Below are 24,566 nucleotides of genomic sequence, written 5' to 3'. Positions count from 1 at the left end.
TGAAGGTGTGCGAGTCGTCACAATTTCGGCGACCTACGGCACCGCCGGCCACCAGGTGGGCCCGGCCGTCGCCGAACGGCTGGGCGTGCCCTTCGTCGACCGGGCGATCCCCGGCGCCGTCGCCGGAGAGCTGGGCTGCACCCTCGAGGAGGCCCTGACCTACGACGACCGCGCCGAGCACGGCCTCGGCCGCCTGCTGTCGGGGACACTGCGGCTGCCGACCGTGACGTTCGGCGGCGTCGACATGTACGTCCCGGGCCCGCTGCCGCACGCGCCGGAGGAGTTCGTCCGGCGCACCGAGCAGGTGCTCCGCGACACCGCCCGCACCCAGGGCGGCGTCTTCCTGGGCAGGGCGGGGGCGATCGTGCTCGCCGATCTGCCCGGGGCGCTGCACGTACGGCTCGACGCACCGCTGGAGCGGCGGGTCCGTCAGGCGGCCCGGCTGGGCGCGACGACCGAGCGGGAGGCCCGCAAGGTCATCGAGGACAACGACCGCGCCAGGAACGCCTACGTCCGCCACTTCTACCGCGCGGACCCGTCCGATTGCTGCCTGTATCACCTGGTGATCGACAGCACCGTGCTCCCGGTGCCGGTGTGCGCCGACATGATCGTCATGGCGGCCGAGGCGCTGGCTTGACCCGAACACCCCTAACATGGGAGCACTTCATGGGCAGGCGCGAAGGAGCGATTGACGTGGCGACCGTCCCCAGTGTGTCGTACTCCATCACCGTGCGGCTGGAGGTGCCGGCCGGGGGCAAGGCCGTCAGCCAGCTCACCCACGCCGTAGAGTCGGCGGGGGGCGTCGTGACCGCCCTCGACGTCACCAACGCCGGCCACGAGAAGCTCCGGATCGACGTCACCTGCGCGGCCCGCGACACCGACCACGCCCAGGCCATCGTCGACCAGCTCGAAGCCGTCGAGAGCGTGGTCATCCACAAGGTCTCCGACCGGACCTTCCTCATGCACCTCGGCGGCAAGATCGAGATGCAGTCGAAGGTGCCGCTGCGCAACCGTGACGAGCTGTCCATGGCCTACACGCCGGGCGTGGCGCGGGTGTCCATGGCGATCGCCCGCAACAAGGAGGACGCGCGCCGCCTCACCATCAAGCGCAACACCGTCGCCGTCGTCACCGACGGCTCGGCCGTGCTCGGGCTGGGCAACATCGGGCCGGAGGCGGCGCTGCCGGTGATGGAGGGCAAGGCGGCGCTGTTCAAGCGGTTCGCCGGCATCGACGCCTGGCCCATCTGCCTCGACACCCAGGACGTCGACGAGATCGTCCGGACCGTCCAGCTCCTCGCCCCCGGCTTCGGCGGCATCAACCTCGAAGACATCGGCGCCCCGCGCTGCTTCGAGGTGGAGCGGCGGCTGCGCGAGCTGCTCGACATCCCGGTCTTCCACGACGACCAGCACGGCACCGCCATCTGCGTGCTGGCCGCGCTCACCAACGCCCTGCGCGTGGTCGACAAGAAGCTGGAGGACGTGCGCATCACCATGGCGGGCGCGGGCGCGGCGGGCAACGCGGTGCTGCGGCTGCTGCTGGCGGCGGGCGCGCGCAACGTGATCGTCTGCGACTACCGCGGCGCCGTCTGCCGCACCCGCGACGACCTCGACGACTCGCTGCGCTGGATCGCCGAGCACACCAACGCCGAGGGCTACTCCGGCGACCTGCGCGGCGCGGTCAAGGGCGCCGACGTCTTCGTGGGCGTGTCGGCGCCGGGCATCCTCACCGGTGACGACATCGCCGCCATGGCGCCGGGCGCCGTGGTGTTCGCGCTGGCCAACCCCGAGCCCGAGGTGTCGCCCGACGAGGCCCGCGAGCACTGCGCGGTGGTGGCCACCGGGCGCTCCGACTACCCCAACCAGATCAACAACGTGCTGGCGTTCCCCGGCGTCTTCCGCGGTCTGCTCGACGCGCAGGCCACCGAGGTCACGGAGGAGATGCTCCTGGCCGCGGCCCGCGCCCTCGCCGCCGTGGTGACGACGGAGGAGCTGGGGCCCAACTACATCATCCCGAGCGTCTTCCACCCGGACGTGGCGGGCGCGGTCGCGGCGGCGGTCCGCGAGTCGGCGGGCGGCCGCGCCCGCGGCTTCACCGAGGCCTGACCCTTCCGCGGGTCCTCCCGGGCCGGGCCGCGGATCCTCACGGGTCCGGGCGCGGCCCCTTCCCGTGCCCGCGAACGTGTCTCGCCCGCGGGCGGCGGCCATCGCTCGCCCTCCCGGGCGGGTCGGTCATGCCCGTCCGGCGGCGCTCTCATCGAGTACGCGCCCATGCCCTGGTGAAGTAGAGCGAAAGGAGAGTCGATGGAATCAGGGTCCCGCTTGGCGGGAACGGTCCGTCCTGGCGGACGCACGGCGAAGGTCCGCGCGGCGGTGCTCCAGGCCACCCAGGACGAGCTCGCCGAACGCGGCTTCCACCGCCTGACCATGGACCAGGTGGCCAGCAGGGCGGGCATCGGCAAGACGACCATCTACCGGCGCTGGGGCACCCGCGTCCGCCTTGTCACCGATCTCATGAGGGAGCTGGCCGAGCGGTCCCTGCCGCCCCCCGGCGCGGGCTCGGTCGAGGACGTGCTCATGGCCAGCGCCAGGTCCGTGCTGGAGTCGCTCACCGACCCGCACCTCGGCGTCACCCTCCAGGCGGTCATCGCGGCCGCCGTCTCCGACGAGGAGGCGGCCGGCGCGCTGCGCGCCTTCTACGACCGGCGCATCGGGGAATGGGCCCGGTTCGTGGACGCCGCGGTCGAGCGCGGCGAACTGCCGCCGGGCACCGACGGGGCGGAGCTGATCCGCGCCGTCTCGGCGCCCCTCTACTACCGGCTGATGGTCGTCAGGCACCCCCTGGACGAGACGACGGCCGCCCGGTCGGTCGCCCGCGCCCTGGTCGCCGCCAGGGCGGGCGCGTTCGTGCCCACCTTAGGCTCAGCGCTCGAAGGGTGAGCCGGAGCGCGGCCAGAGGGACCCGTACCACCACACGACGCCGCCGGTGAGGATCAACCCGCCCGCCGTCGCCAGCTTGGCCACCAGGTCGAGCGGCGGGCCGGTCATCGGCAGCCGGTGACCCCACGGACAGTCGTTGCGCACCCGGGTGGAGTCGATCAGCGTGTCGGCCGCCGACCCGCTCACCGAGTACGCCTCGATCTCCGCGCTGCTGCCCTGGCGTACCTTCACCGTACGGGTGATCGCCTTTCTGGCCGGGATGGAGCCCGACGCCACGGTCGCCGAGTCGGCGCGCAGGTCGAAGCGGGTGAGCTGGCGGGTCTGGTTGCGCAGCGTGACCCGTACCGTGTTCGCGCGGCAGCCGATCCGGTCCACCGACATCGTGAACGGGTCACCGGGGTCGGGGCCCGGCCAGGCGCAGGCCGTCGCCGGCAGGAGGAAGACCACGAAGGCGGGCAGGGCGGCGAGGGCGAGGCGGGCGCGCATGCGATGGCTCCTCCAGGCACGGGCGAACGTGACACATTTTCGTCCCGCATCGTGCCCATATCGCTACGTTGAGTAACATGCGGCGGCTGTAGGCGCGAAGAGCCCCCTTCCTCCTTCATGATGGATGTATGGCGGAAGCGATCTACGTCGGCGGGTTGTTGGTGGCGACGCCGCTTCTCGACGATCCCAACTTCCGGCGTAGCGTCGTGCTCATCCTCGAACACGACCACGACGGCGGCACGCTCGGCGTGGTTCTCAACCGGCCGAGCGAGATCTCGGTGACCCAGGTGCTGCCCGTGTGGGACCCCCTGGTGACCGGGCCGCCGGTGCTCTTCGAGGGCGGGCCGGTGCAGACCGACAGCGCGCTCGCGCTGGCCGCCGTGCCGAGCGGGGAGGAGCCGCTGGGCTGGCGCCGGCTCCACGCCGGCACCGCGGCGGTGTCGCGGCTCGGCACGGTCGACCTGGACGCGCCGCCCGAGATCCTCCAGGGCGAGATCGCGCAGATGCGCATCTTCGCCGGCTACGCGGGCTGGACCACGGGCCAGCTGGAGAGCGAGATCGCGGAGGGCGCGTGGTACGTCGTCGACTCGGAGGCCGGCGACACCTTCCACGCCGATCCCGGCTCGCTCTGGCGACACGTGCTGCGGCGGCAGAAAGGTGAGCTGGCGTTCGTGGCGACCTGCCCGGACGATCCCACGATGAACTGACTAGGCGTCCCAGCCGGGGCGCAGCGAGCGCTCCACGAGCTGGAGCGTCTCCTCCATGCGCCGGACGATCTTCTGGAGGTCGGGCGGGTCCGCCGGGCAGGTGAATCCGATCCGCATGGCGGCCATCACGAACGTCACGACGAGATGGGGGAGCGGGCTCTCGTACGGGTCGACGCCCTGGCGGGCGGCGATGGCCTCGACCAGGCGCCGTTCGGACTCGACGGCCCGGGCGAAGGTGCTGTGGGCCAGGTGGGGGGTGGTGTCGAGAAGGCGCCTCACCTTGAGGAATCGCGCGACGTCGTCCGGTGTTGCGTACTCCATGGTGCGCAGCTGCGCGCGCAGGGCGTGGGTCATGGAGACGAACGGCGGCTCGTCCGCGGGGCGGTCGGCCAGGACCTCCAGCATCGTCTCCTCGACCTGGTCGTGGAGCCACAGGATCAGGTGTTCCTTGCTGGTGAAGTAACGGAAGAAGGTGCGTGGAGAGACCTCGACGGCCTCCGCTATCTGGTCGATCGGCGTCGAGTCGTACCCTTGTTCGAGGAAAAGATCGAGTGCGGCATCCAGAAGGGCGACCCGCGTCTTTTCCTTCTTGCGCTCTCGTAGTCCCATGTCTGTCACTCCCTCGACATCGTGATGTCACATACTGCCACATGTCAGCTTCTGGCGAATAAAACCCGTTTGTCATGTGGCAGCGTCTGCCACTATGGTTCCTGAGGTTTAAGAGACAATTGAGGGGGATTCAATGGCAGATGCGAAGACGGTGGCCGCGCCGTCGTCGCCGCCGGGCAAGACCGGGGCTCGCGGCAATCCTTGGCTGGTGCTGCTGGCGGTGAGCCTGGGCGTCATCATGGTGATGCTCGACGGCACCGTGGTCGGCATCGCGAACCCGGTGATCCAGGCCGACTTGGGCGCGACGCTGGCCGAGCTGCAGTGGGTGACCAGCGGCTACCTGCTGGCCCTGGCCGTGTTCCTGATCACCGCGGGGAAGCTGGGCGACCTTTTCGGGCACAAGCGCGTCTTCCTCATCGGCGTGGGCGGCTTCGCCCTCGTGTCGGTGGGCATCGGCTTCAGCGCCGAGCTGGCCGACGTCGTCCCCGGCGTGTCGCCGGCCGGCATGCTGATCGGCCTGCGCGTGCTGCAGGGCCTGTTCGGCGCGCTGCTGCAGCCCGCCGCGCTGGCGCTGCTGCGCGAGGCGTTCCCCGGCGACAGGCTGAAGCAGGCGATGGGCGCGTGGGGTGCGATCATCGGCCTGTCCAGCGCCGCCGGCCCGATCGTGGGCGGCGTGCTGGTGGAGAACGTGAGCTGGGAGTCGGTCTTCTTCATCAACGCCCCGGTGGGCGTCATCGCCCTCATCATGGGCGCGCTGCTCATCGAGAAGAGCCCGATCAAGGTGCTGAACAAGATCGACTGGGGCGGCGTGGTGCTGCTGTCCGGCGCCATGTTCGCGCTCGTCTGGTCGATCATCAAGGCGCCCGAGTGGGGCTGGGGCGATTCGACCACGCTGACCTTCCTCGGCATGTTCGCGGTGCTCACCGCCGCCTTCGTCTTCTGGCAGAGCCGGGCCAAGCAGCCGCTGGTGCCGCTGTCGCTGTTCGCCAACGCGTCGATCTCCATCGGCACCGTGCTGATGATGATGGTCGCCTTCGCGATGTTCGGCGCCATGTTCTTCCTGGGCTTCTTCTTCCAGGGCACCCACGGGCTGACCCCCCTGGAGGCCGGCATCCGGATGCTGCCCATGAGCGCGGGCATGATCGTCGCCTCGCCGCTGGCGGGCATCCTGCTCGGCAAGCTCGGGCCGCGGCTCACCATGGCGGCCGGTCTGGTGGTGACCTCGGGGGCCATGTTCCTGATGTCCCAGCTGACGATGGACGCCACGTTCCTGGAGACCTCGATCCCGTTCGTGGTGCTGGCGTTCGGTATGTCGCCGGTGTTCGTCGGCGCCACCGAGATCATCGTGGGCAACGCCCCCGAAGGGCTCACCGGCGTGGCGGGCGGCCTTCAGCAGTCGGCCATGCAGGTCGGCGGCGCGCTCGGCACCGCCATCCTTGGCGCGGTCATGGCGGGGCAGATCTCCGCCAAGCTGCCCGGCTACCTCGGCCCGGCCGCCCAGTCGATCCCGCCCGACCAGCTCGCGCAGCTGGAGGCGGCGGCCTCGTTCGGCGGGCTCCCGCCGGGCACTCCCGAGCAGATCGCCCAGATCGTGGGCCCGGCCGCGAAGAGCGCCTTCATGGACGGCATGCACCTCGCCTTCCTGGTGAGCACCGGGATCGCGCTGCTGACGGCCGTGCTGGCCCTGTTCGTCAAGGCCGGACGCAAGACGGAGGACGTCCCCGTCCACGTCGGCTGAACCCCTTGGACACGGCCCCCGCCCGCACCGGGCGGGGGCCGTACCACTTTCCTGGATCGGCGCGCGGCGGGCATAGACTCGGTGGGGTGAGCACGAAGATCCTTCCAGAGCAGGAAACGCGTCCGAAGACGTCACACGGCGACGGTGACCACGAACGCTTCGCCCACTACGCCGACAAGCACAAGATCACCGAGTCCATGGTGACGGGCACGCCGATCCGGGCCCTGTGCGGCAAGGTGTGGGTGCCCAGCCGCGACCCGAAGAAATACCCCGTCTGCCCGGAGTGCAAGGAGATCTACGAAGGTCTGCCGTCCGGTGGCGGCGAGGGCGACGGCAAGGACAAGTAACCCGGCCACCGGGTCTGCCCTGGGGTCACGCCTGAATACGATGTCCGGGTGACAGCACCGAAAGCACTCGACACCCCATACGATGCCCCGCGCATCTTCGGCCCCGCATACCGCACGGCGACCCTGGGCATCCTCCTCGTCGTCACGCTGGTCGCCTTCGAGGGCATGTCGGTCAGTGTCATCATGCCGGAGGTCTCCAAGGACCTGCGGGCCCTGGAGCTCTACGGCGTCAGCTTCTCCGCCTTCTTCATCGCCAGCCTCTTCGCCAACGTGGTGGCGGGTCTGTGGGCCGACCGGCGCGGCTACGCGCTGCCGTTCCTGGCCGGTCTGGTGCTGTTCGTGCTCGGCATGGCGCTGGCCGGGGCCGCGACGGGCAAGGAGATGTTCCTGCTGGCGCGGGCCGTGCAGGGGCTCGGCGCCGGGCCGACGGTCGTGGCGCTGTATGTCATGATCGCCCGGGTCTATCCGCAGGACGTGCGGCCCCGGGTCTTCGCGGCGCTGTCGGCCGCGTGGGTGCTGCCGTCGATGATCGGCCCGTCCGTGGCGGGGTTCGTCGCCGAGCACCTCGGCTGGCGTTGGGTGTTCTACGGCATCATCCCGCTGGTCGTGCCCGCCCTGCTCATGCTCCTGCCCTCGCTCAGGCGGCCGGCCGACGACCACGAGCCCGCCACCGGCCCGCGCTCGCGCCCGATGGCCATGACGGTGGCCGCCACCGCCACCGCCGTGGGCAGCGGTGTGCTGCTGTACGGGGTCGAGGAGCTGTACGACGCGCCGCTGGTCAGCGTCGTGTGGTGTGTGCTCGGGCTGGCGGCGCTCGGCTACGGGCTGGCCAGGCTGCTGCCGCCGGGTGCGCTCCGGTTCGGCCGCGGGCTGCCGACGACTGTCATGATGCGCGGGCTGTTCGCCGCCGCGTTCTTCGGGGTCAACGGCTTCATCCCGCTCGCCCTGACCGACGTCAAGGGGTTCACCACCGCCCAGGCGGGCATCGCGCTGACCACCGGGGCGCTCGGCTGGTCGGCCGGCTCCTATCTGCAGAGCAGGCGCGTGATCGACCCGTACCGCAGGATCAGGATGGGCGCGGCCTGCGTGACCGCCGGCATCCTGCTGGTCGTGCCCTCGGTCGTGGCCGGGGTGACCGGCTGGGTCGCGGTGCCGGCCTGGATCGTCGCCGGGTTCGGGATGGGGATGGCGATGGCCACCATCAACGTGACCGCGCTCAAGCAGTCGCCGGTCAACGAGCAGGGCGCCAACAGCGCCGCGCTGTCTGTGACCGACATGCTCGGCGCGGCGCTCGCGCTCGGCGTCGGCGGCGCCCTGTCGAACGTGATCGGCTTCACGCCCAGCCAGATCGCGGTGGGATTCGCGGTGATCTGCGGGCTGATGGCGCTGATCGGGCTGGCCGCCACCTTCCTTTCGGCCCGGGTCACCGACCCGGCAGCCTGAATCCGTCCCTCCAGCCACACCGGCAACGGATCGCCGGACCGGGGCCGCCCCGGGATGGTAGGACAGCGGTCGTGGAGCGTGACGACCGCGTCCGTACGCGATGGGACTCCCTGCCGCCGTCCGCGCGCATGTACGGCACCCCCGCCGACCCCGGCCCCCGGGTGCCGCGGCGCGCGCTGGGGCGCCTGGCCCGGCCCGTGCTGGCGGTCGTGGCCGCGGCCGGGCTGGTGGCGGCGCTCGCCCTCGCCGTGCTCCGGCTGATGCCCTCGGGCGGGGAGGCCACGCCGCTGACCGACACGCTGGCCGGGGTGCGGCTGGCGCTGCCGCCCGGCTGGGAGGAAGAGAAGGTGGCGCCCGTCACCGGGTTCACCTCGTCGGCCAGGAACGACGACGGCGGCCTGGTCATGACCAGGCCGCTGCCGGGAGAGATCGCCGACCCGCGCGCGGGTGTGAAGGACGCCGCCGAGCACTACGCGCGCCTCCTGCTGAAGGGGGACAGGGTCAAGGTGGTCGACGACCGGCCGGTCGCCGGCGGCCACACCAGGGCGCTGCTGGCCCGGTACGACGACGTGGTGAACCGTCCCGCGTACCTGCGTGTGACGCTTGTCACGACCGGCGGGAAGGCGGCGCTCGTCCTCGGGCTGCTCCAGCCCGAGGAGACGGCCGCCAGGCAGGCGCTGGACGGGGTGATGGCCAGTGCCCGATAACGCCCATAGCACGCGCGGGAGAGCTTGGCCAGGATCGAGGAGCACGGCACGTCTTGTCGGTGGGCCGGTCTACTCTTGGGACACTGTGAGAAAGCGAAGCACACGAACCCCAGAGGTGATGCGGTGAGCACCTTCGCCGCATCCCACCTGTCGCCTTCCTATCCCGACCGCGCCGCGTGGGGCACCGCGCCCAAGTTGCGCGCCTGGCAGCAGGAGGCGTTCGACCTCTACTTCGGGCGAGAGCCGCGAGACTTCCTCACCGTGGCCACGCCGGGCGCCGGCAAGACCACCTACGCCCTGCGCATCGCCAGCGAGCTGCTCACCCGCGGGGTGATCCGCGCGATCACCATCGTCACCCCGACCGAGCACCTCAAGCGCCAGTGGGCCGACGCCGCCGGCAAGGTCGGCATCAGCATCGACCCCGAGTTCAAGAACAGCCAGGGCACCACCAGCCGCGACTACACCGGGGTCGCGGTGACCTACGCCCAGGTCGCCATGCACCCCGCGCTCCACCGCGCCCGCACCGAAGCCCGCAAGACGCTGGTCATCTTCGACGAGATCCACCACGCGGGCGACGCCAAGTCCTGGGGCGACGGCGTGCAGGAGGCGTTCGAGCCGGCCGCCCGGCGGCTGCAGCTCACCGGCACCCCGTTCCGCTCCGACGACAGCCCGATCCCGTTCGTCACCTACGAGGAAGACGCCGAGGGCCTCAAGCGCAGCCGCGCCGACTACTCCTACGGCTACGGTCCCGCGCTCGCCGACAACGTCGTGCGGCCGGTCATCTTCCTGGCCTACTCCGGCGAGATGAGGTGGCGCACCCGCGCCGGCGACGAGCTCGCCGCCACGCTCGGCACCCCGCTCACCAAGGACCAGCTCTCCCAGGCCTGGCGCGCAGCCCTCGATCCGAAGGGCGACTGGATCCGCCAGGTCATGCAGGCCGCCGACCGCCGCCTGACCGAGGTGCGCCGCCACGTGCCCGACGCGGGCGGCCTGGTGATCGCCACCGACCACGAGACGGCCCGTGCCTACGCCCGCCACCTGCGCAACATCGCCGGCGAGGCGGCCACCGTCGTGCTCTCCGACGACCCCGGCGCGTCCAAGAAGATCAAGAACTTCGCCGCCTCGGGCGACCGCTGGCTGGTCGCGGTCCGCATGGTCTCCGAAGGCGTCGACATCCCGCGGCTGTGCGTGGGCGTCTACGCCACCTCCACCTCCACCCCGTTGTTCTTCGCCCAGGCCGTGGGGCGCTTCGTGCGCGCCCGCAAGCGCGGCGAGACCGCCTCGGTGTTCCTGCCCTCGGTGCCGACCCTCATGGGCCTGGCCAACGAGATGGAGGCCGAGCGCGACCACGTGCTCAACCGCCGCCCGCCCGAGGACGGCCTCGACGACAGCCTGCTCGACGACGCCAACCGCAAGAAGGACACCCCCGACGTCCTCGGCGACGAGCTGCCGTTCGAGACCATGGAGACCTCGGCCACCTTCGACCGGGTGCTCTTCGACGGCGGCGAGTTCGGCACCGGCGCCGAGGTCGGCTCCGCCGAGGAAGAAGACTTCCTCGGCCTGCCCGGCCTGCTGGAGCCAGACCAGGTGGCCACATTGCTGCGCAAGCGTCAGTCCGATCAGCAGGCGGCCAAGCGCAAGCAGCCCGAGCCCAAGGACACCCTGGCCCCGCACGAGCGCATCGCCGAGCTGCGGCGCGAGCTCAACGGCCTGGTCGGCGCGTGGAACCACCGCACCGGCCAGCCCCACGGCGTGATCCACGCCGAGCTGCGCCGCTCCGCCGGCGGGCCGCCGATCGCGCAGGCGACCGCCGAGCAGATCCAGGAACGCATCGACCTCATCCGGCGCTGGGCGACCCAGCGCCGGTAGGCGGCTTTCGGATCAGCGGCCCCGGAGATCGTGACGCTCCGTAACCCTATGCGTTTGGCAACAGAGCAGTAGCCTTCCGTTAGAAAGCAGGCCGGACAGGCAACACTTTCCGATGGGCTGCCTAACGGAGATCCAGAGGGACGTGCTCATGTCGCCTGAGGCCATGGGAAGGTCGATGCTCGCCGTCTCGTCCGGGCTCTTCTCCAATGCGATCGTCATCCGGCTGAGCGGCGAGATCGACGTGTACGGGCTCCCGGCGCTCCGCGATCACCTCACCCGGGTGTGGGACCTGCCGCCCACGCCGTTCCTGATCCTCGACATGCAAGAGGTCGGTTTCTGCGATTCGATGGGCATGAACGAGCTCCTGGACATCATGCACCGCTGCGAGGCGCGTGACACCGGGCTGCTGCTGGGCGGCGTGCAGGGCGTGATGGCCCGGGTGCTGTCCATCACCGGGCTGCGCAACGCCTTCGAGGTCTTCGGCACTCTCGACGAGGCGTTGCGCCACGCCGGCATGCGGGCCTGAGAACCCGTTTCCCGCCATCGGGTGAAAGGGAGTACGACACCCGATGGAAAGGGGGCGATTTGATTACGGACACAGAACGCGTGTCCACGGACGCCGAGGTGATCGAACAGTCCTGGCGGGACCCGGCCGCCTTCTCGACGCTGTTCGACCGTCACGCGCCCGCCCTGCACCGCTACGTCACCCGGCGGCTGGGCGACTCGCTCGCCGACGACGTCGTGGCCGACACGTTCCTGGCCGCCTTCCGGCGGCGCGACCGGTACGACGTGCGCCACACCGACGCCCGCCCCTGGCTGTACGGGATGGCCGCCAACCTGATCGGCAAGCACCGCCGCAGCGAGGTCAGGTCCTACCAGGCGCTGGCCAGGACCGGCGTGGACGACGTGGTGGAGAGCTACGCCGACCGGGTGGACGCGCGGGTGTCGGCGTCGGCGGCACAGCGCGACCTGGCCCGCGCGCTGGCCGAGCTGTCCCCCGACGAGCGTGAGGTGCTGCTGATGATCGCGTGGGCCGACCTGGGCTACGAGGAGGTGGCCCAGGCGCTCGGCATCCCGGTGGGGACCGTCAGGTCCCGGCTGCACCGGGCCAGGAAGAAGACCCGCGCCGCTCTGGGCGGGATGAATCCGACGGACGTCGACGAGGAGAACGATCATGGATGACCTGCGGGTGCTCCAAGAGATGCGCGCGGACGCGCCGGAGCCCGGCGAGGCGCGGCTCGCTGAGATGCGTGCCGCGCTCAGCGAGGAGATCACGCTCAGCGGCCTGACAGCGGGCACGCCACCCCGCGAGGCTCTCGCGGCGGGCGCGCTCGCCACCCAGGGCGCCGTCCGGGGGACCGCGGCGCGACGGGTGCCGCGCTTCGTCAAGCTGGGCGTCGCGCTGTCGGGGGTCGCGGCGGCCGCTCTCGCGGCGCTGCTGGTCAACGGCGGCGCGGCCCCGGCGTTCGCCGTCACCTCTCAGGCCGACGGCTCGATCAAGGTGACCATCAACGAGTTCAGCGACCCCGGCAGCCTTGAGGAAGCGCTGGCGGACAAGGGCGTCAACGCCGCGGTCGACTACCTGCCCGAGGGGAAGACCTGCCAGGGCACGCGGGGCGAGCCCGCCAAGGCGAGCGGGCGGGTGGAGACCGGCCTCCGCTCGAACGGCGGCGGCGTGGACTTCACCATCACCAAGGGCGCGGTCGGCAGCGGCGAGACGCTGGTCCTGGCCATCTCCGGCGGCGGGTCCGGCAAGGCGCCCTCCGGCATGAACGTCGCGGTGATCAAGGGCGAGGTGAAGGAGTGCACGCCGGTCTCGGTGCCCGCTCCCGCCGATTCCGGCGAGGGTGAGAAGGGTCCCAAGGTCAACGAGCGCTTCGAGCAGGGCGGCCCGGAGAAGGGGACCCGCAACGTCACCGAGGGTGACGGTCAGGGCCCTCGGCACGACACGGGCGGCAGCTCCGACGACGGCTCCAAGATCCTCCACCACAGCGGCGACTAGCGACGCGCCCTCACCCGGCGGCCCCGCCACGGGGCCGCCGGGAACCCGGCTCTCCTAGGGTCGGCCGCTTCGCATGACACGTGGCCTCGCCGAGGTGGCCGCCCTGCTGGCGACCGCGCCGCTGCCATGGTGGATCGGCGGCGGACACGCGATCGAGCCGGCGGTCGGCCACGCGTACCGCACGCACGGCGACGTGGACCTCGGCCTGCTGCGCCGCGACCACGCCCCCGCCGCCCCCTGACCGCCCTCACCGTCGCCGGCGTCCCCTGCGCCGGCTCGCTCCAGAGGTCCGGCTCCTCTACAAGGCGCGGGCGCCGCGCCCCAAGGACGAGATGGACTTCGACCGCATGCTGCCCCTGCTCACCCCGCCCCAGCGAGACTGCGGAGACCGAGCACGGCGCACATCCGTGGCGGGGCCGTCTGATGATGTGAACCGGTGGTAGAGATCTTTCCTCCCGGGTGGAGGAAGGTCTTCGGGTTCTTGGCACCTACATAACCGGAGCGTGAGGAAATCTGTACTCTTCGTGATCGGTGGTGTCGCAGGGACGCCGCGTTACCGTAGAGGAGTGCCAGAGGTGAGTCTGTACCTGCCGGAGGACATGAAGCAGCGGGTCGCGGAAGCGGCCAGGGCGCATCACATGTCCGAGGACGCCTACATGCGCGAGGCGATCGCGCGGATGCTCGGCGCCGAGGTCCTGACCGAGCGGCCCCGTCCCACGCTGCCGCTCTTCGAGATCAGCGGCGAGCCGCTGACGGCCGAACGCATCGACGAGATCCTCGCGGAGGGCTTCGGAGAGAACGGGCGCGGCTGATGCTAGTTCTTGACACCAGCGGCCTGCTCGCCGCGATCGACCCCGGGCAGCCGCAGCACAAAGAAGCGCGCGACGTGCTCTTCATGGAGCGAGGGCCGATACTCCTGTCTCCGTACGTGCTCGCTGAGACCGACTACATGATCCTCAAGCTCGTGGGAGTGCGCCGCGAGCTCGACTTTCTGCGGAGCGTGAGCAGCGGGTTCTACGAGATGGTCGTCATATCCGCACTGGACGTACGACAGGCGGTGGACATCGTGGAGCAGTACGCGAACATGCAGGTCGGGCTGACCGACGCCTCTGTGGCCCTCATCGCGGCCCGCTATGAGACGACTCGGGTGCTGACGCTGGATCAGCGGCACTTCCGGGCTATGAAGCCGCTCTGGGGCGACGCGTTCACCGTGTTGCCCGCCGACCTCGACTAGCGGACGATCGGGGCGCCGTGGAGGGTGGCGCCGGCGGCGTCGAGCTGGGCCACGGCGGCGTCCGTCGTCTGCTTGGCCACGCCGGCCGTGAGGTCGAGCAGCACGCGGACCGTGAGGCCGTGCTTGACGGCGTCGATGGCGGTGGCGCGGACGCAGTGGTCGGTGGCGATGCCCACCACGTCGACGTCGCGCACGCCGTGCTGGCGCAGCCACTCCGCCAGCGGGACGCCGTCGCCGGAGGTGCCCTCGAAGCCGCTGTAGGCCGCCTCGTGGGCGCCCTTGCTGAAGACCTCCTCCACGGCCGACATGTCGAACGCCGGGTGGAAGTCGGCGCCGGGGGTGCCCGCCACGCAGTGGGCCGGCCAGGAGGTGGCGAAGTCGGGCTCGTCGGCGAAGTGGGAGCCGGGGTCGACGTGGTAGTCGCGGGTGGCCACCACGTGGTCGTAGCCGTGGCCGGCCACGTGTCGCGAGATCGCGGCCGCGACCTCGGAGCCGCCCGCCACGGCGAGGCTGCCTCCCTCGCAGAAGTCGTTCTGCACATCGACGATGATCAGCGCCGTACCCATACGGCCCACGATACGTCAGGCGAACTCCGTGGGGATCGCCGCGTACCCCCGGGCGAGGTGGAGCGCGTCCTGCGGCAGGCGGGCGATCGCCTCGGCGTGCCGCGCCCGCGCCTCGGCGAGGGGTTCGCGGCCGACGATTTCGCCCTCGCGTACGAACTCGGTCAGCAGCGGCACGCCGCCCTCCGGCACCAGCCCGGACGTGGTGACCAGCTCCGTCTCGTAGTGGTCCGACTTGTTCAGCAGGCGGTAGGCCTGCTTGCGCCCGCCCCGCGACGGCTTGCCGACCGACCGTTTGGCCACCGGTTCCAGCTTGCCGGTCCTGGTCTCGCGGGCCACCAGCTTGTAGACCAGCGCGGCCGTGGGCACGCCCGAGCCGGTCACCAGGGAGGTGCCGACGCCGTAGCCGTCGACCGGGGCCGCGGCCAGCGCGGCGATCGCGTACTCGTCCAGGTCGGAGGTGACCAGGATGCGGGTGTGGAAGGCGCCGAGCGAGTCGAGCTGCTCGCGTACCTCCTGGGCGGCGGCGGCCAGGTCGCCGGAGTCGATGCGGACGGCGCCCAGCTTCTCGCCGGCCAGCTCGACCGCGGTGCGCACGGCCTCACGCACGTCGTAGGTGTCGACGAGCAGCGTGGTGCCGGGGCCCAGCGTGGCGATCTGGGCCTCGAACGCCTGCTCCTCCGAGTCGTGCAGGAGCGTGAACGCGTGCGCGGCCGTGCCGGCCGTGGGGATCCCGTACAGCCGCCCGGCCTGCAGGTTGGAGGTGGAGGAGAACCCGGCGAGGTAGGCGGCGCGGGCGGCGGCCACCGCGGCCTGCTCGTGCGTGCGGCGGGCGCCCATCTCGATGATCGGCCGCTTGCCGGCCGCGTTCACCATCCGGGAGGCGGCCGAGGCGATCGCGCAGTCGTGGTTCAGCACCGAGAGGATCAGCGTCTCCAGCAGCACGGCCTCGGCGAACGTGCCCTCCACGACCATGATGGGGGAGGCGGGGAAGTACAGGTCGCCCTCGCGGTAGCCGTGGATGCTCCCCGAGAACCGGTACTCGGCCAGGAACGCGAGGGTCGGCTCGTCGACGACGTTGTGCTCCTGGAGAAAAGTGAGTTCTTCGTCACCGAAACGGAAGCGTTCCAGCTCGTCGAGGACGCGTCCCGCCCCGGCGACCACTCCGTAGCGCCGCCCGCCGGGCAGGTGGCGGGCGAACACCTCGAAGACCGCTCGCCGGTGTGCCGCGCCGCTTCGCAACGCCGCCTGCAGCATCGTCAGCTCATAGTGATCTGTCAGCAACGCGGTGCTCATGGTCATCGTCACGAGTCGAAGACTACGGCCCACATAGGGCAGACTCATGGATGTGGGTAGCACCGCTCCAATCACCGTCGAGCGTCCTTCACAGGACGTCCGGCCCGATCTGCCGTGGGTGACGATCGTCTGGAACGACCCGGTCAACCTCATGTCCTATGTGACCTATGTCTTCCAAACGGTCTTCGGCTACACCCGGGAGAAGGCCGAGAAGCTGATGATGGACGTCCACCACAAGGGGAAGGCCGTCGTGTCCAGCGGCACGCGCGAAGAGATGGAACGCGATGTGCAGATTCTCCACTCCTACGGCCTGTGGGCGACGGTCCAGCCGGATTCGGTCAAGTGAGGCGGTGCCGGTGAGCTCGGGGTTCTCCTCCGGACGCGACGGAGCGGTGATCGCGAAGTTCGAGGCCGCGGAGGTCTCGATCCTGTCCTCGCTCGTCGGGATGGTGCTCGGGCTGGTCGCGCCCGGTGAGACCAGCGACGACCCGCTGGAGCGGGCGCTCGGCATCGGCGACGGCGCGGCGCCGTCCGATCCGGTGCTGGCGCGGCTGTTCCCGTCGGCTTACGAGGACGAGGAGGAGTCGACGGAGTTCCGCCGCTACACCGAGGCGACGCTCCGCGACGGCAAGCGCGCCGACGCCCAGACCCTGCTCGACACCGCCGCGCCGGGCCGGGTGGAGCTCACTCCCGAGCAGGCCCAGGCCTGGCTGCGCTCGCTCAACGACGTCCGGCTCACGCTCGGCACCCGCCTGGAGGTGACCGAGGAGATCCACGACGAGCTCGAGTCGATGTCCGAGGACGACCCGCGCTACCCGGCGTTCGTCACCTACGACTGGCTCACCTACCTGCAAGACAGCCTGGTCCGAGCGCTCTGGTAACTTCCGCAGCATGCTGACCATCTCGAAGGAACTGGCCGACAAGATCGTCGCGCATGCCCGGGCCGACCACCCCGACGAGGCATGCGGCGTGATCGCGGGGCGTGACGGCGTCCCGGAGCGGTTCATCCCGATGGAGAACGCCGAGCGCTCGCCCACCTTCTACCGGTTCGACTCGATGGAGCAGTTCCGCGTCTGGCGTGAGATGGACGACCGCGACGAGGAGCCGGTGGTGATCTACCACTCCCACACGGCCACCGAGGCATACCCGTCGCGGACCGACGTCTCATACGCGTCAGAGCCGAACGCCCACTACGTCCTGGTCTCGACCAGGCACGAGACGGACGTCGAGTTCCGCTCGTACCGGATCCTGGACGGTGAGATCACCGAGGAAGAGGTAAGGTTCATCCCATGATGGGCTGGCCTGTGCAGAGTTTCCTCTTCGCGCACACTCCGGCTGTCCTCCTGTACGACTGTCGCTGGCTCTGATCAGGTAACTGAGCAGGAATCCCCAGACACCCGTCGGTGTTGCATGCCGATGGGGACGACGACCAGATCGAGGAGATTGACAGCGATGGCCATCGAGGTCCGCATTCCGACCATCCTGCGTAACTACACCGACGGCGCCAAGGCCGTCAGCGCCGAAGGCGCGACCCTGGACGAGCTGATCGCCAGCCTGGAGTCCCGCCACCCCGGCATCAAGGACCGCCTCGTCGACGACAACGGCCTGCGCCGCTTCGTCAACGTCTACCTGAACGACGAGGACGTGCGCTTCCTCGGCGGGCTCGGCACCCCCGTCTCCGACGGCGACACGGTGACCGTCCTCCCGGCCGTCGCCGGCGGGTGACATGCGGTTCGAATCGCTGACCGACTCGGTCGGCCGGACGCCCATGGTGGGGCTGCCGAGGCTGTCCCCGTCCGCCGACGTGCGCGTCTGGGCCAAACTCGAGGACCGCAACCCCACCGGCTCCATCAAGGACCGCCCGGCGCTGTGGATGGTCGAGCAGGCGGAGAAGGACGGCCTGCTCACCCCCGGCTGCACGATCCTGGAGCCGACCAGCGGCAACACCGGCATCTCGCTGGCCATGGCGGCCAAGCTCAAGGGCTATCGCCTGGTGTGCGTCATGCCGGAGAACACCTCGGATGAGCGCCGCCAGCTGCTGCGCATGTGGGGTGCGGAGATCATCTCCTCGCCGGCCGCGGGCGGCTCCAACGAGGCGGTGCGGGTGGCCAAGGGCCTGGCCGAGTCCCATCCCGACTGGGTCATGCTCTACCAGTACGGCAACCCGGCCAACTGGCGCTCCCACTACGAGACGACCGGGCCGGAGATCCTCGAGGACCTGCCCACCGTGACCCACTTCGTCGCGGGCCTGGGCACCACCGGCACCCTCATGGGCGTCGGCCGCTTCCTGCGCGAGCGCGTGCCCGAGGTGCAGATCGTGGCCGCCGAGCCGCGCTACGGCGAGCTCGTGTACGGGCTGCGCAACGTCGACGAGGGCTTCATCCCCGAGCTGTACGACGAGTCGGTGCTGACCACCCGGTTCTCCGTGGGGTCGGCCGACGCGCTGCGCCGCACCCGCGAGTTGCTGTCTTCCGAGGGCATCTTCGCGGGCGTGTCCACCGGCGCGGCCCTCCACGCCGCCCTGGGCGTCGCGCGCAAGGCCGTCAAGGCGGGCCGGCGGGCCGACGTCGTGTTCGTGGTGGCCGACGGCGGCTGGAAGTATCTCTCGACGGGCGCCTACGAAGGCACCCTCGACGAGGCCGAGCAGCGGCTCGAAGGCCAGCTCTGGGCCTGAGACCGCGAAGGGGCGGCCGGCGCGCGCCGGCCGCCCCTTCGCGTCCCGTCATCAGTTGAACAGCACCCGCATGGAGAACGTCACTTCCGTGTCGGTCTGCTTGCCGCTGAGGCCGACGGCGCGCAGCACCTCCAGGTTGGCCTTCTCCTCGCCCCGCATGTTCGCCAGGTAGAGCTTCTCCACCTTGTCCAGGTCGACGAACAGGCCGTACGTGGCCTCGCCCGCGTCAGGGATGGCGGTCTGGAAGGTCTCGCTCTCGCCGAGCGTGCCCTCACCGGCGAGCGTCTTGGCGTACTCGTCGGTGGTCGCCACGGTGAAGACGCCGTCGCCGGCGACCTTGGCGATCTGCACCTGCTGCCCCTGGGCGTTCAGGCTCTGCTGCACCCGGTCCAGGATGGCCTGGGCCTTGGCGGCGTCGGTGGTGATCCGCACGCCCGCCTTGAACTGCTGGGTGTCGAGGCCCTCGCTGTCGACGGCCACGGTGAAATTCTGGCCGAGCACGGTGGCCAGGTCGTCCGGCAGCTTGAGCCCGAACTGGGTCTGCGCCTGCTGCAGGAACGTCTGGAACTCCTGGGACGCCCCGGCCGACTTCTGGATCTCGGCCCACTGCTTGGTGACGATCTTGTCCAGGCCGGAGATCGTGAGCGCGCCCGCGGTCGAGCCCGGCAGCGCGGCCAGGTTCGCGGTCGGCACGTCCTCGCCGCCGGTCAGGTCCTTGGCGCCGCGCAGCACGCCGGCGAGCTCGACGTACCCGCCGTCGAACCGCAGCGCGCCCGCGAACCTGGCGGTCTTGACCTGCTCGACCACCTGCTGCTGCTCGGCGGTCAGCGTCTCGCCCGAGAGCTCGGCGACCTTGCCCATGTGCGCCCAGAACGACAGCACGCCCTGCTCCCCGATGGCGCTCAGGTCGCCGCTGAAGTCGGCGTTGTCGGCCAGCGTGGTCTCCGCGGCCGCGTACTTGTCGGCGTTCTCCTGCGTCTCGGCGACGATCGCGTAGTCCTCGCGGAAGGCCAGGCCGTGCTTGCTCTTCCCCATCATCTTGGCGATGCCGGCCTTGGCGGCCTCCTCGTCCTTCACCTGGATCGCCATCGCGACGCCGGGCTCCTCGCCGCCGCTGGGCAGCACGCCGACCCCGACCCGGCTCCCGAGCCACGGGTCGATGTCCTTGGCGAAGTCGACGTCCTTGAGGCTGTTGTCGCTCTCCTTCAGGGAGTCGAAGAAAGCCTTGCGCGGGTCGTCGCCCTGGAAGGTGTCCTTGGTGGTGGAGAACTTCTGCGCGATCTGGAACAGGGCCAGCTTCTGGTTGGCGGCCGGGTCGAGGTCCAGGCGGACGTAGGCGATGGCGTCGGCGGGCAGCACGTCGTGCGGCTGCGTGCCGCCGCCGCCGAGGAACGAGCCCACGGCCCAGGCGCCGCCGCCGAAGAGCACCACGGCCAGCGCCGCCGCGACGGCGATCACCCAGCCCTTGCGGCCCTTCTTGGGCGGCTCGCCGCCGTGGCCGGGGAAATCCTGGCCCGGGGCCTGCCAGCCAAGCTGCTCCTGCTGCCCGTAACCCTGCTGTCCAAAGCTCTGCTGCCCGTAGCCCTGCTGCTGACCGTACTGCTGTTGCTGGCTGTACTGGGGCTGCTGGCCGTACTCAGGCTGCTGGCCGTACTCAGGCTGTTGGCCGTATTGGGGTTGCCCGTACTGGGGTTGCCCGTACTGCTGCGGGTCGTAGCCGGGCTGGCCGCCGTGCGGAGGCTGCTGCCCGTAGGACGCCTGCTGCCCGTAAGGGGACTGCTGACCTGGGTCGGCCTGCTGACCGTACTGCGGCTGACCGTACTGGGGCTGCTGGCCGTACGGGGCCTGCTGCTGGTACGGCTGCTGCGGGGGATACGGCTGGCCGTGAGACATAGGCGTCGTCGGCGGGTTCTCGGGCTGCTGCTCCTGATTCCACCGGAACGCTGTCGTCCGGTCAGGATCCTGCCCCGGCGGGGGATTGTTCGCAGACATCACTCAACTCACAGTGTGGACATTTAAATCACACAGAAGGTAGCTGATGTTGCTAGACCCCCGCTTGCAATGCGCTGAAGTGTGCAGGCGGCCCGGTTTGGGGTGGGTTTCTGGATGTACAGTATGAACTCACTAGAATATAGTTCCGTACTTGAGGCAGGGGCGGATGACCAAGTTCGACGAGGCCACGCAGGCGATCCGGGTCGACGAGACCACCTACGACGTCTGCCTCGACCCCGGCTACCAGATCGGCGGCCCGCTCAACGGCGGCTACCTGATGGCGGTGGTCCTGCGGGCGGTGGTCGACGACTCGCCGTTCGCGCACCCGGTGAGCACCACCGCGCAGTTCCTCAAGGCTCCCGTGCCAGGGCCCGCCACCGTACGCGTCGAGCGGATCAAGACCGGCAAGACCGCCGCGTTCACCCGCGCCACCCTCGTCCAGGACGGCGTCGCGCAGATCGAGACCCTCGTCACCACCGCCACGCTGACCAACGCCGATCCCGTCTACGCCGACGGGCCCGCGCACGCCATGCCGCCCCTGGAGGAGTGCGTCAAGCTGCCGGACCCCAAGCCCGAGTCGAACATGAACATGAACGCCCAGGTGGAGGTCGTGTTCGACCCGCCGAGCATCGGCTGGCTCTCCGGCGCGCCCGCCGGCCGGCCCGAGTCGCGCGCCTACTTCCGGATGGCCGAGCCGCAGGACCCCGACCCGTTCGTGCTGGCGGTGGCCGTGGACGCGCTGCCGCCCGTGGTGTTCTCCGCCGGCCTGCGCGGCTGGGCGCCGACCGTCGAGCTCACCTGGCACCTGCGCGCGCTGCCCGCCCCCGGCTGGCTCACCGTGCTGGCCGGCGGCCGGCTCGTCGCCGACGGCTGGTTCGACGAGGACGCGGAGGTGTGGGACTCGACGGGCCGCCTGGTGGCGCAGTCGCGCCAGCTGGCACGGGTGGGGCGAGGTTGACACGCGCGCTGTGAGCATTCTTACGCAGTGAAAAGAGCGCAGGTCGCCTACCCTCTGAAGCGTGCCGGACGCGAGTATTGGGATCTTCGACAGCGGGGTGGGCGGCCTCACGGTCGCCCGGGCGATCATCGACCAGCTGCCCCATGAGTCCATCACCTACGTGGCCGACACGGCCCGGCAGCCGTACGGGCCCAAACGCATCGCCGAGCTGCGCGCCTACGCCCTGGAGGTGATGGACCACCTCGTCGAGCAGGACGTCAAGATGCTCGTGATCGCCTGCAACAGCGCCAGCGCCGCCGTGCTGCGGGACGCCCGCGAGCGCTACGACGTGCCCGTCGTCGAGGTGATCCAGCCCGCCACCCGGCGGGCGGTGCGCGCCACCCGCAACGGCAGGGTCGGTGTGATCGCCACCCGGGCCACGATCGAGTCGATGGCCTACCACGACGCCTTCACCGCCGCTCCCGACGTCCAGCTCACCGGCGTGGCCGCCCCACACCTGGTGTCGTACGTCGAGCGCGGCGAGACGATGAGCGAGCAGCTCATCGAGGTCGTCCGCGGCTACCTGGAGCCCATCCAGGACGCCGGATGCGACACGCTCATCCTCGGCTGCACCCACTACCCGCTGCTCACCGGCGCGATCTCCTATGTCGCGGGCGACGGGGTCACGCTGGTGTCCAGCGCGGACGAGACGGCCAAGGACGTCTACCGCATCCTGCACGACCGCGGCCTGGCGGCCGGCGGCGAGGCCAGCCCCCGGCACCGCTTCCGCGCCACCGGCGACTCCACGCTCTTCGCCCGGCTCGGACGCCGCTTCCTGGGTCCGGAGATCGACGCGGTCGAAGTCGCTCCAGTGGGGGGTACCACCGTCAAGGGAGGCCCGCATGAAAGTGACCATCATCGGCTGCTCGGGAAGTTTTCCCGGCCCTGACAGCCCCGCGTCCTGCTACCTCGTCGAGGCGGAGGGCTTCCGGCTGCTGCTCGACTTCGGCAGCGGGTCCCTGGGAGTGCTCCAGCGCCACATCGGCCTGTACGACGTCGACGCGATCTGCCTGACCCACCTGCACGCCGATCACTGCCTCGACCTGTGCGGCTACCACGTGGCCCGCACCTACGGCCCCGACGCCCCGTACCCGCGGGTGCCCGTCCACGCGCCGGCCGACGCGCCGCGCCGGCTCGCCGCCGCCTACGGCATGCCGGACGAGCCCGGGCTGGAGACCGCCTTCGACTTCGCGGGGCTCGCGCCGGGCACGATCGAGGCCGGCCCGTTCACGGTGACCGCGGCCCTGGTCAACCACCCGGTGGAGGCGTACGGGTTCCGCGTCGAGCACGGCGGGCGGAGCGTCGTCTACTCCGGCGACACCGGCGAGTGCGCCGAGCTGGTCAAGCTGGCCACCGACGCCGACCTGCTGTTGTGCGAGGCGTCGATGCTCGACGGCCCCGACCTGCCCACCGGGCTCCACTTGTCCGGCCGCCAGGCGGCCGAGCACGCCGCTGAGGCCGGGGCCGGGCGGCTCGTGCTCACCCACCTCGTCCCCTGGAACGACCCGGCCGACGTGCTGGACGACGCCACCCGGGGCGGCTTCGCCGGGCCGATCGAGCTGGCCCGCAGCGGCGCCGTCTACGACCTGGCGTGAGGTCGTGCGGGGCGGGGATAGGCTGATCTGCATGTCGCGACAGGATGGCCGAAACCCCGACCAGCTCCGCCCCATCACCATCACCCGCAACTGGATCACCCACGCGGAGGGGTCCGTGCTGGTGGAGTTCGGCCAGACGCGGGTGCTGTGCGCCGCGTCCGTCCAGGACAGCGTGCCGCGCTGGCGGCGCGGCACCGGCCAGGGCTGGGTGACGGGCGAATACGCGATGCTCCCGCGGGCCACCAACACCCGCAACGACCGCGAGTCCGTCCGCGGCAAGATCGGCGGACGGACCCACGAGATCTCCCGCCTGATCGGCCGCTCGCTGCGCGCCTGCGTCGACTACAAGGCCCTGGGCGAGAACTCGATCCTGCTCGACTGCGACGTCCTGCAGGCCGACGGCGGCACCAGGACCGCCGCCATCACCGGCGCCTACGTCGCGCTCGCCGACGCCGTCGCCTGGATGCGCGAGCGCAAGATGTGTCCCGGCGACCCGCTCATCGGCTCGGTGTCGGCGGTCTCCGTGGGCGTCGTCGGCTCGGTGCCGATGCTCGACCTCTGCTACGTCGAGGACGTCGCCGCCGAGACCGACATGAACGTCGTCATGACCGGCGAGGGCAGCTTCGTCGAGGTGCAGGGCACCGCCGAGGGCGCCCCGTTCGACCGCGGCGCGCTCGACCGGCTGCTCGACCTCGCCGTGACCGGCTGTGAGGAGCTCACGCTCATCCAGCAGGAGGCGCTGTCCGCATGAGGATCCTGCTCGCCACCCGCAACCCCGGCAAGATCGCCGAGCTGCGGCGCATCCTCGCCGGGTTCGACATCGTGGGGCTGGAGGAGTTCCCGGAGATCGGCGACGTGGCCGAGACCGGCGTCACCTTCGAGGACAACGCCCTGCTCAAGGCCCGCGAGGTGGCCAGGCAGTCGGGCCTGCCCTCGGTGGCCGACGACTCCGGGCTCTGCGTCGACGTGCTCAGCGGCATGCCCGGCGTGTTCTCCGCCCGCTGGTCGGGCCGTCACGGCGACGACCAGGCCAACCTCGACCTGCTGCTCGCCCAGGTGTCCGACGTGCCCGACGACAAGCTCACCGCCCACTTCACCTGCGTGGCCGCGCTGTCGCTGCCCTCGGGCGAGTCCAGGGTGGCCGAGGGCGTCCTGCCCGGTCATCTCGTGCGCGCCCCGCGCGGCTCGGGCGGCTTCGGGTACGACCCGATCTTCGTGCCCGACGGCGACAGCCGCACCACGGCCGAGATGACGGCCGGCGAGAAGGACGCGATCTCCCACCGGGGCCGCGCCTTCCGCGCGCTCGCGCCGATCGTGCACGAACTGCTGGCGCCGTAACCATCCCTTAAGACCTGCCGGGCGCCGCGCGG

30 protein-coding genes are annotated in these 24,566 nt (G+C 70.8%); 25 read left to right on the top strand and 5 right to left on the bottom strand.

Annotated features, from left to right (window positions below; genetic code table 11):
* Nucleotides 1-7: 7 nt before the first annotated feature.
* The 3 genes from ABD999_RS07645 (at nt 8) to ABD999_RS07635 (ending at nt 2,937) form a co-directional block, all read left to right on the top strand.
* Nucleotides 8-637: a cytidylate kinase-like family protein gene (locus ABD999_RS07645; protein WP_219551088.1), complete on the top strand. Its 630-nt coding sequence runs from the start codon at nt 8-10 to the stop codon at nt 635-637.
* A gap of 56 nt (nt 638-693) precedes the next feature.
* Nucleotides 694-2,103, top strand: coding sequence for an NAD-dependent malic enzyme (locus ABD999_RS07640; protein ID WP_148033886.1), 1,410 nt, complete (start codon nt 694-696; stop codon nt 2,101-2,103).
* 198 nt (nt 2,104-2,301) lie between these two features.
* Nucleotides 2,302-2,937 carry a TetR/AcrR family transcriptional regulator gene (locus ABD999_RS07635; protein WP_271279917.1) on the top strand — a complete coding sequence of 212 codons (636 nt, stop codon included), beginning with the start codon at nt 2,302-2,304 and terminating at the stop codon, nt 2,935-2,937.
* Here the strand turns inward: ABD999_RS07635 and ABD999_RS07630 are convergent.
* Nucleotides 2,920-3,423 carry a hypothetical protein gene (locus tag ABD999_RS07630; protein ID WP_271279918.1) on the bottom strand — a complete coding sequence of 168 codons (504 nt, stop codon included), beginning with the start codon at nt 3,421-3,423 and terminating at the stop codon, nt 2,920-2,922. The genes ABD999_RS07635 and ABD999_RS07630 overlap by 18 nt on opposite strands.
* A gap of 128 nt (nt 3,424-3,551) precedes the next feature.
* On the opposite strand from ABD999_RS07630, the gene ABD999_RS07625 reads away from it, so the two are divergent.
* The gene (locus tag ABD999_RS07625) at nt 3,552-4,130 is read left to right on the top strand and encodes a YqgE/AlgH family protein (RefSeq protein WP_148033883.1); all 579 of its coding nucleotides are present in this window, start codon (nt 3,552-3,554) and stop codon (nt 4,128-4,130) included.
* Here ABD999_RS07625 and ABD999_RS07620 read toward each other — a convergent pair whose 3' ends face one another.
* Entirely contained in the window at nt 4,131-4,739 is a 609-nt protein-coding gene (locus tag ABD999_RS07620) for a TetR family transcriptional regulator (protein ID WP_148033882.1), read from the bottom strand.
* Between the two features lie 133 nt (nt 4,740-4,872).
* Between ABD999_RS07620 and ABD999_RS07615 the strand changes: the two genes are divergently transcribed.
* The 11 genes from ABD999_RS07615 (at nt 4,873) to ABD999_RS07565 (ending at nt 14,079) form a co-directional block, all read left to right on the top strand.
* Complete coding sequence (locus tag ABD999_RS07615) at nt 4,873-6,477, top strand: DHA2 family efflux MFS transporter permease subunit (protein WP_219546530.1); 1,605 nt, start codon at nt 4,873-4,875, stop codon at nt 6,475-6,477.
* A gap of 86 nt (nt 6,478-6,563) precedes the next feature.
* Entirely contained in the window at nt 6,564-6,824 is a 261-nt protein-coding gene (locus tag ABD999_RS07610) for a DUF3039 domain-containing protein (RefSeq protein ID WP_148033880.1), read from the top strand.
* A 48-nt stretch (nt 6,825-6,872) separates the two neighbouring features.
* Nucleotides 6,873-8,267 carry an MFS transporter gene (locus ABD999_RS07605; RefSeq protein WP_271279919.1) on the top strand — a complete coding sequence of 465 codons (1,395 nt, stop codon included), beginning with the start codon at nt 6,873-6,875 and terminating at the stop codon, nt 8,265-8,267.
* Between the two features lie 71 nt (nt 8,268-8,338).
* Nucleotides 8,339-8,974 (top strand): hypothetical protein, encoded by a 636-nt coding sequence (locus ABD999_RS07600; RefSeq protein ID WP_345482637.1) that lies wholly within the window; start codon nt 8,339-8,341, stop codon nt 8,972-8,974.
* Between the two features lie 123 nt (nt 8,975-9,097).
* Nucleotides 9,098-10,843: a DEAD/DEAH box helicase gene (locus tag ABD999_RS07595; protein ID WP_271280154.1), complete on the top strand. Its 1,746-nt coding sequence runs from the start codon at nt 9,098-9,100 to the stop codon at nt 10,841-10,843.
* A 163-nt stretch (nt 10,844-11,006) separates the two neighbouring features.
* On the top strand, nt 11,007-11,369 hold the full coding sequence (locus ABD999_RS07590) for an STAS domain-containing protein (RefSeq protein WP_261808804.1): 363 nt from the start codon (nt 11,007-11,009) through the stop codon (nt 11,367-11,369).
* A gap of 80 nt (nt 11,370-11,449) precedes the next feature.
* On the top strand, nt 11,450-12,025 hold the full coding sequence (locus tag ABD999_RS07585) for an RNA polymerase sigma factor (RefSeq protein ID WP_271280153.1): 576 nt from the start codon (nt 11,450-11,452) through the stop codon (nt 12,023-12,025).
* Nucleotides 12,018-12,845, top strand: coding sequence for a hypothetical protein (locus tag ABD999_RS07580; protein ID WP_271280152.1), 828 nt, complete (start codon nt 12,018-12,020; stop codon nt 12,843-12,845). Before ABD999_RS07585 ends, ABD999_RS07580 begins: the two co-directional genes overlap by 8 nt.
* Nucleotides 12,846-12,918: 73 nt before the next feature.
* Nucleotides 12,919-13,086: a nucleotidyltransferase domain-containing protein gene (locus ABD999_RS07575; RefSeq protein WP_271280151.1), complete on the top strand. Its 168-nt coding sequence runs from the start codon at nt 12,919-12,921 to the stop codon at nt 13,084-13,086.
* A gap of 334 nt (nt 13,087-13,420) precedes the next feature.
* Complete coding sequence (locus tag ABD999_RS07570) at nt 13,421-13,657, top strand: ribbon-helix-helix domain-containing protein (protein ID WP_219546535.1); 237 nt, start codon at nt 13,421-13,423, stop codon at nt 13,655-13,657.
* Complete coding sequence (locus ABD999_RS07565; protein ID WP_271280150.1) at nt 13,657-14,079, top strand: PIN domain-containing protein; 423 nt, start codon at nt 13,657-13,659, stop codon at nt 14,077-14,079. The genes ABD999_RS07570 and ABD999_RS07565 overlap by 1 nt, the downstream gene beginning before the upstream one ends.
* Here ABD999_RS07565 and ABD999_RS07560 read toward each other — a convergent pair.
* Together ABD999_RS07560 and ABD999_RS07555 are read right to left on the bottom strand one after the other, a co-directional pair.
* Nucleotides 14,076-14,645 (bottom strand): nicotinamidase, encoded by a 570-nt coding sequence (locus tag ABD999_RS07560; RefSeq protein ID WP_271280149.1) that lies wholly within the window; start codon nt 14,643-14,645, stop codon nt 14,076-14,078. The two genes, ABD999_RS07565 and ABD999_RS07560, sit on opposite strands and share 4 nt — an antisense overlap.
* A 15-nt stretch (nt 14,646-14,660) precedes the next feature.
* The gene (locus ABD999_RS07555; RefSeq protein WP_246640380.1) at nt 14,661-15,944 is read right to left on the bottom strand and encodes a nicotinate phosphoribosyltransferase; all 1,284 of its coding nucleotides are present in this window, start codon (nt 15,942-15,944) and stop codon (nt 14,661-14,663) included.
* A gap of 40 nt (nt 15,945-15,984) precedes the next feature.
* Between ABD999_RS07555 and clpS the strand changes: the two genes are divergently transcribed.
* From clpS to ABD999_RS07530, 5 genes are all read left to right on the top strand, one after another.
* Complete coding sequence (gene clpS, locus ABD999_RS07550) at nt 15,985-16,284, top strand: ATP-dependent Clp protease adapter ClpS (protein ID WP_378525232.1); 300 nt, start codon at nt 15,985-15,987, stop codon at nt 16,282-16,284.
* Nucleotides 16,285-16,288: 4 nt separating this feature from the next.
* Complete coding sequence (locus ABD999_RS07545) at nt 16,289-16,819, top strand: DUF2017 domain-containing protein (protein WP_463670017.1); 531 nt, start codon at nt 16,289-16,291, stop codon at nt 16,817-16,819.
* A 10-nt stretch (nt 16,820-16,829) separates the two neighbouring features.
* The gene (locus ABD999_RS07540; protein ID WP_148033869.1) at nt 16,830-17,231 is read left to right on the top strand and encodes a M67 family metallopeptidase; all 402 of its coding nucleotides are present in this window, start codon (nt 16,830-16,832) and stop codon (nt 17,229-17,231) included.
* Between the two features lie 159 nt (nt 17,232-17,390).
* Nucleotides 17,391-17,663 carry a MoaD/ThiS family protein gene (locus ABD999_RS07535; protein ID WP_148033868.1) on the top strand — a complete coding sequence of 91 codons (273 nt, stop codon included), beginning with the start codon at nt 17,391-17,393 and terminating at the stop codon, nt 17,661-17,663.
* 1 nt (nt 17,664) lies between these two features.
* Entirely contained in the window at nt 17,665-18,612 is a 948-nt protein-coding gene (locus ABD999_RS07530) for a PLP-dependent cysteine synthase family protein (protein ID WP_148033867.1), read from the top strand.
* 51 nt (nt 18,613-18,663) lie between these two features.
* On the opposite strand, the gene ABD999_RS07525 is transcribed toward ABD999_RS07530, so the two are convergent.
* A complete protein-coding gene (locus ABD999_RS07525; RefSeq protein ID WP_345482635.1) occupies nt 18,664-20,505 on the bottom strand; it encodes a DUF3352 domain-containing protein in 1,842 nt (613 codons plus the stop codon).
* Nucleotides 20,506-20,770: 265 nt separating this feature from the next.
* Here ABD999_RS07525 and ABD999_RS07520 point away from each other — a divergent pair, with 265 nt between their 5' ends.
* From ABD999_RS07520 to rdgB, 5 genes are all read left to right on the top strand, one after another.
* On the top strand, nt 20,771-21,562 hold the full coding sequence (locus ABD999_RS07520) for a thioesterase family protein (RefSeq protein WP_148033865.1): 792 nt from the start codon (nt 20,771-20,773) through the stop codon (nt 21,560-21,562).
* Between the two features lie 61 nt (nt 21,563-21,623).
* Nucleotides 21,624-22,490 (top strand): glutamate racemase, encoded by an 867-nt coding sequence (murI, locus tag ABD999_RS07515; RefSeq protein ID WP_271279087.1) that lies wholly within the window; start codon nt 21,624-21,626, stop codon nt 22,488-22,490.
* Complete coding sequence (locus ABD999_RS07510; protein ID WP_271279086.1) at nt 22,444-23,196, top strand: MBL fold metallo-hydrolase; 753 nt, start codon at nt 22,444-22,446, stop codon at nt 23,194-23,196. Before murI ends, ABD999_RS07510 begins: the two co-directional genes overlap by 47 nt.
* A gap of 31 nt (nt 23,197-23,227) precedes the next feature.
* Complete coding sequence (gene rph / locus ABD999_RS07505) at nt 23,228-23,947, top strand: ribonuclease PH (RefSeq protein ID WP_148033863.1); 720 nt, start codon at nt 23,228-23,230, stop codon at nt 23,945-23,947.
* Nucleotides 23,944-24,534 (top strand): RdgB/HAM1 family non-canonical purine NTP pyrophosphatase, encoded by a 591-nt coding sequence (gene rdgB / locus ABD999_RS07500; RefSeq protein ID WP_271279085.1) that lies wholly within the window; start codon nt 23,944-23,946, stop codon nt 24,532-24,534. The genes rph and rdgB overlap by 4 nt, the downstream gene beginning before the upstream one ends.
* Nucleotides 24,535-24,566: the final 32 nt, after the last annotated feature.

This window comes from Nonomuraea ferruginea (assembly GCF_039540635.1).
GTDB classification, from domain to species: Bacteria; Actinomycetota; Actinomycetes; order Streptosporangiales; family Streptosporangiaceae; genus Nonomuraea; species Nonomuraea ferruginea.
Note: the sequence above shows the minus strand (reverse complement) of the source record. Positions and strands in the feature narration are given on the sequence as shown.

Excerpts from the sequence above, each read along its gene's own strand:
- ABD999_RS07635 (WP_271279917.1), top strand. The coding sequence starts at position 2,302 with ATGGAATCAGGGTCCCGCTTGGCGGGAACGGTCCGTCCTGGCGGACGC.
- ABD999_RS07630 (WP_271279918.1), bottom strand. The coding sequence starts at position 3,423 with ATGCGCGCCCGCCTCGCCCTCGCCGCCCTGCCCGCCTTCGTGGTCTTC.
- ABD999_RS07625 (WP_148033883.1), top strand. The coding sequence starts at position 3,552 with ATGGCGGAAGCGATCTACGTCGGCGGGTTGTTGGTGGCGACGCCGCTT.
- ABD999_RS07620 (WP_148033882.1), bottom strand. The coding sequence starts at position 4,739 with ATGGGACTACGAGAGCGCAAGAAGGAAAAGACGCGGGTCGCCCTTCTG.
- ABD999_RS07615 (WP_219546530.1), top strand. The coding sequence starts at position 4,873 with ATGGCAGATGCGAAGACGGTGGCCGCGCCGTCGTCGCCGCCGGGCAAG.
- ABD999_RS07590 (WP_261808804.1), top strand. The coding sequence starts at position 11,007 with ATGGGAAGGTCGATGCTCGCCGTCTCGTCCGGGCTCTTCTCCAATGCG.
- ABD999_RS07580 (WP_271280152.1), top strand. The coding sequence starts at position 12,018 with ATGGATGACCTGCGGGTGCTCCAAGAGATGCGCGCGGACGCGCCGGAG.
- ABD999_RS07575 (WP_271280151.1), top strand. The coding sequence starts at position 12,919 with ATGACACGTGGCCTCGCCGAGGTGGCCGCCCTGCTGGCGACCGCGCCG.
- ABD999_RS07565 (WP_271280150.1), top strand. The coding sequence starts at position 13,657 with ATGCTAGTTCTTGACACCAGCGGCCTGCTCGCCGCGATCGACCCCGGG.
- ABD999_RS07560 (WP_271280149.1), bottom strand. The coding sequence starts at position 14,645 with ATGGGTACGGCGCTGATCATCGTCGATGTGCAGAACGACTTCTGCGAG.
- ABD999_RS07555 (WP_246640380.1), bottom strand. The coding sequence starts at position 15,944 with ATGACCATGAGCACCGCGTTGCTGACAGATCACTATGAGCTGACGATG.
- clpS (WP_378525232.1), top strand. The coding sequence starts at position 15,985 with ATGGATGTGGGTAGCACCGCTCCAATCACCGTCGAGCGTCCTTCACAG.
- ABD999_RS07540 (WP_148033869.1), top strand. The coding sequence starts at position 16,830 with ATGCTGACCATCTCGAAGGAACTGGCCGACAAGATCGTCGCGCATGCC.
- ABD999_RS07535 (WP_148033868.1), top strand. The coding sequence starts at position 17,391 with ATGGCCATCGAGGTCCGCATTCCGACCATCCTGCGTAACTACACCGAC.
- ABD999_RS07530 (WP_148033867.1), top strand. The coding sequence starts at position 17,665 with ATGCGGTTCGAATCGCTGACCGACTCGGTCGGCCGGACGCCCATGGTG.
- ABD999_RS07525 (WP_345482635.1), bottom strand. The coding sequence starts at position 20,505 with ATGTCTCACGGCCAGCCGTATCCCCCGCAGCAGCCGTACCAGCAGCAG.
- ABD999_RS07520 (WP_148033865.1), top strand. The coding sequence starts at position 20,771 with ATGACCAAGTTCGACGAGGCCACGCAGGCGATCCGGGTCGACGAGACC.
- ABD999_RS07510 (WP_271279086.1), top strand. The coding sequence starts at position 22,444 with ATGAAAGTGACCATCATCGGCTGCTCGGGAAGTTTTCCCGGCCCTGAC.
- rph (WP_148033863.1), top strand. The coding sequence starts at position 23,228 with ATGTCGCGACAGGATGGCCGAAACCCCGACCAGCTCCGCCCCATCACC.
- rdgB (WP_271279085.1), top strand. The coding sequence starts at position 23,944 with ATGAGGATCCTGCTCGCCACCCGCAACCCCGGCAAGATCGCCGAGCTG.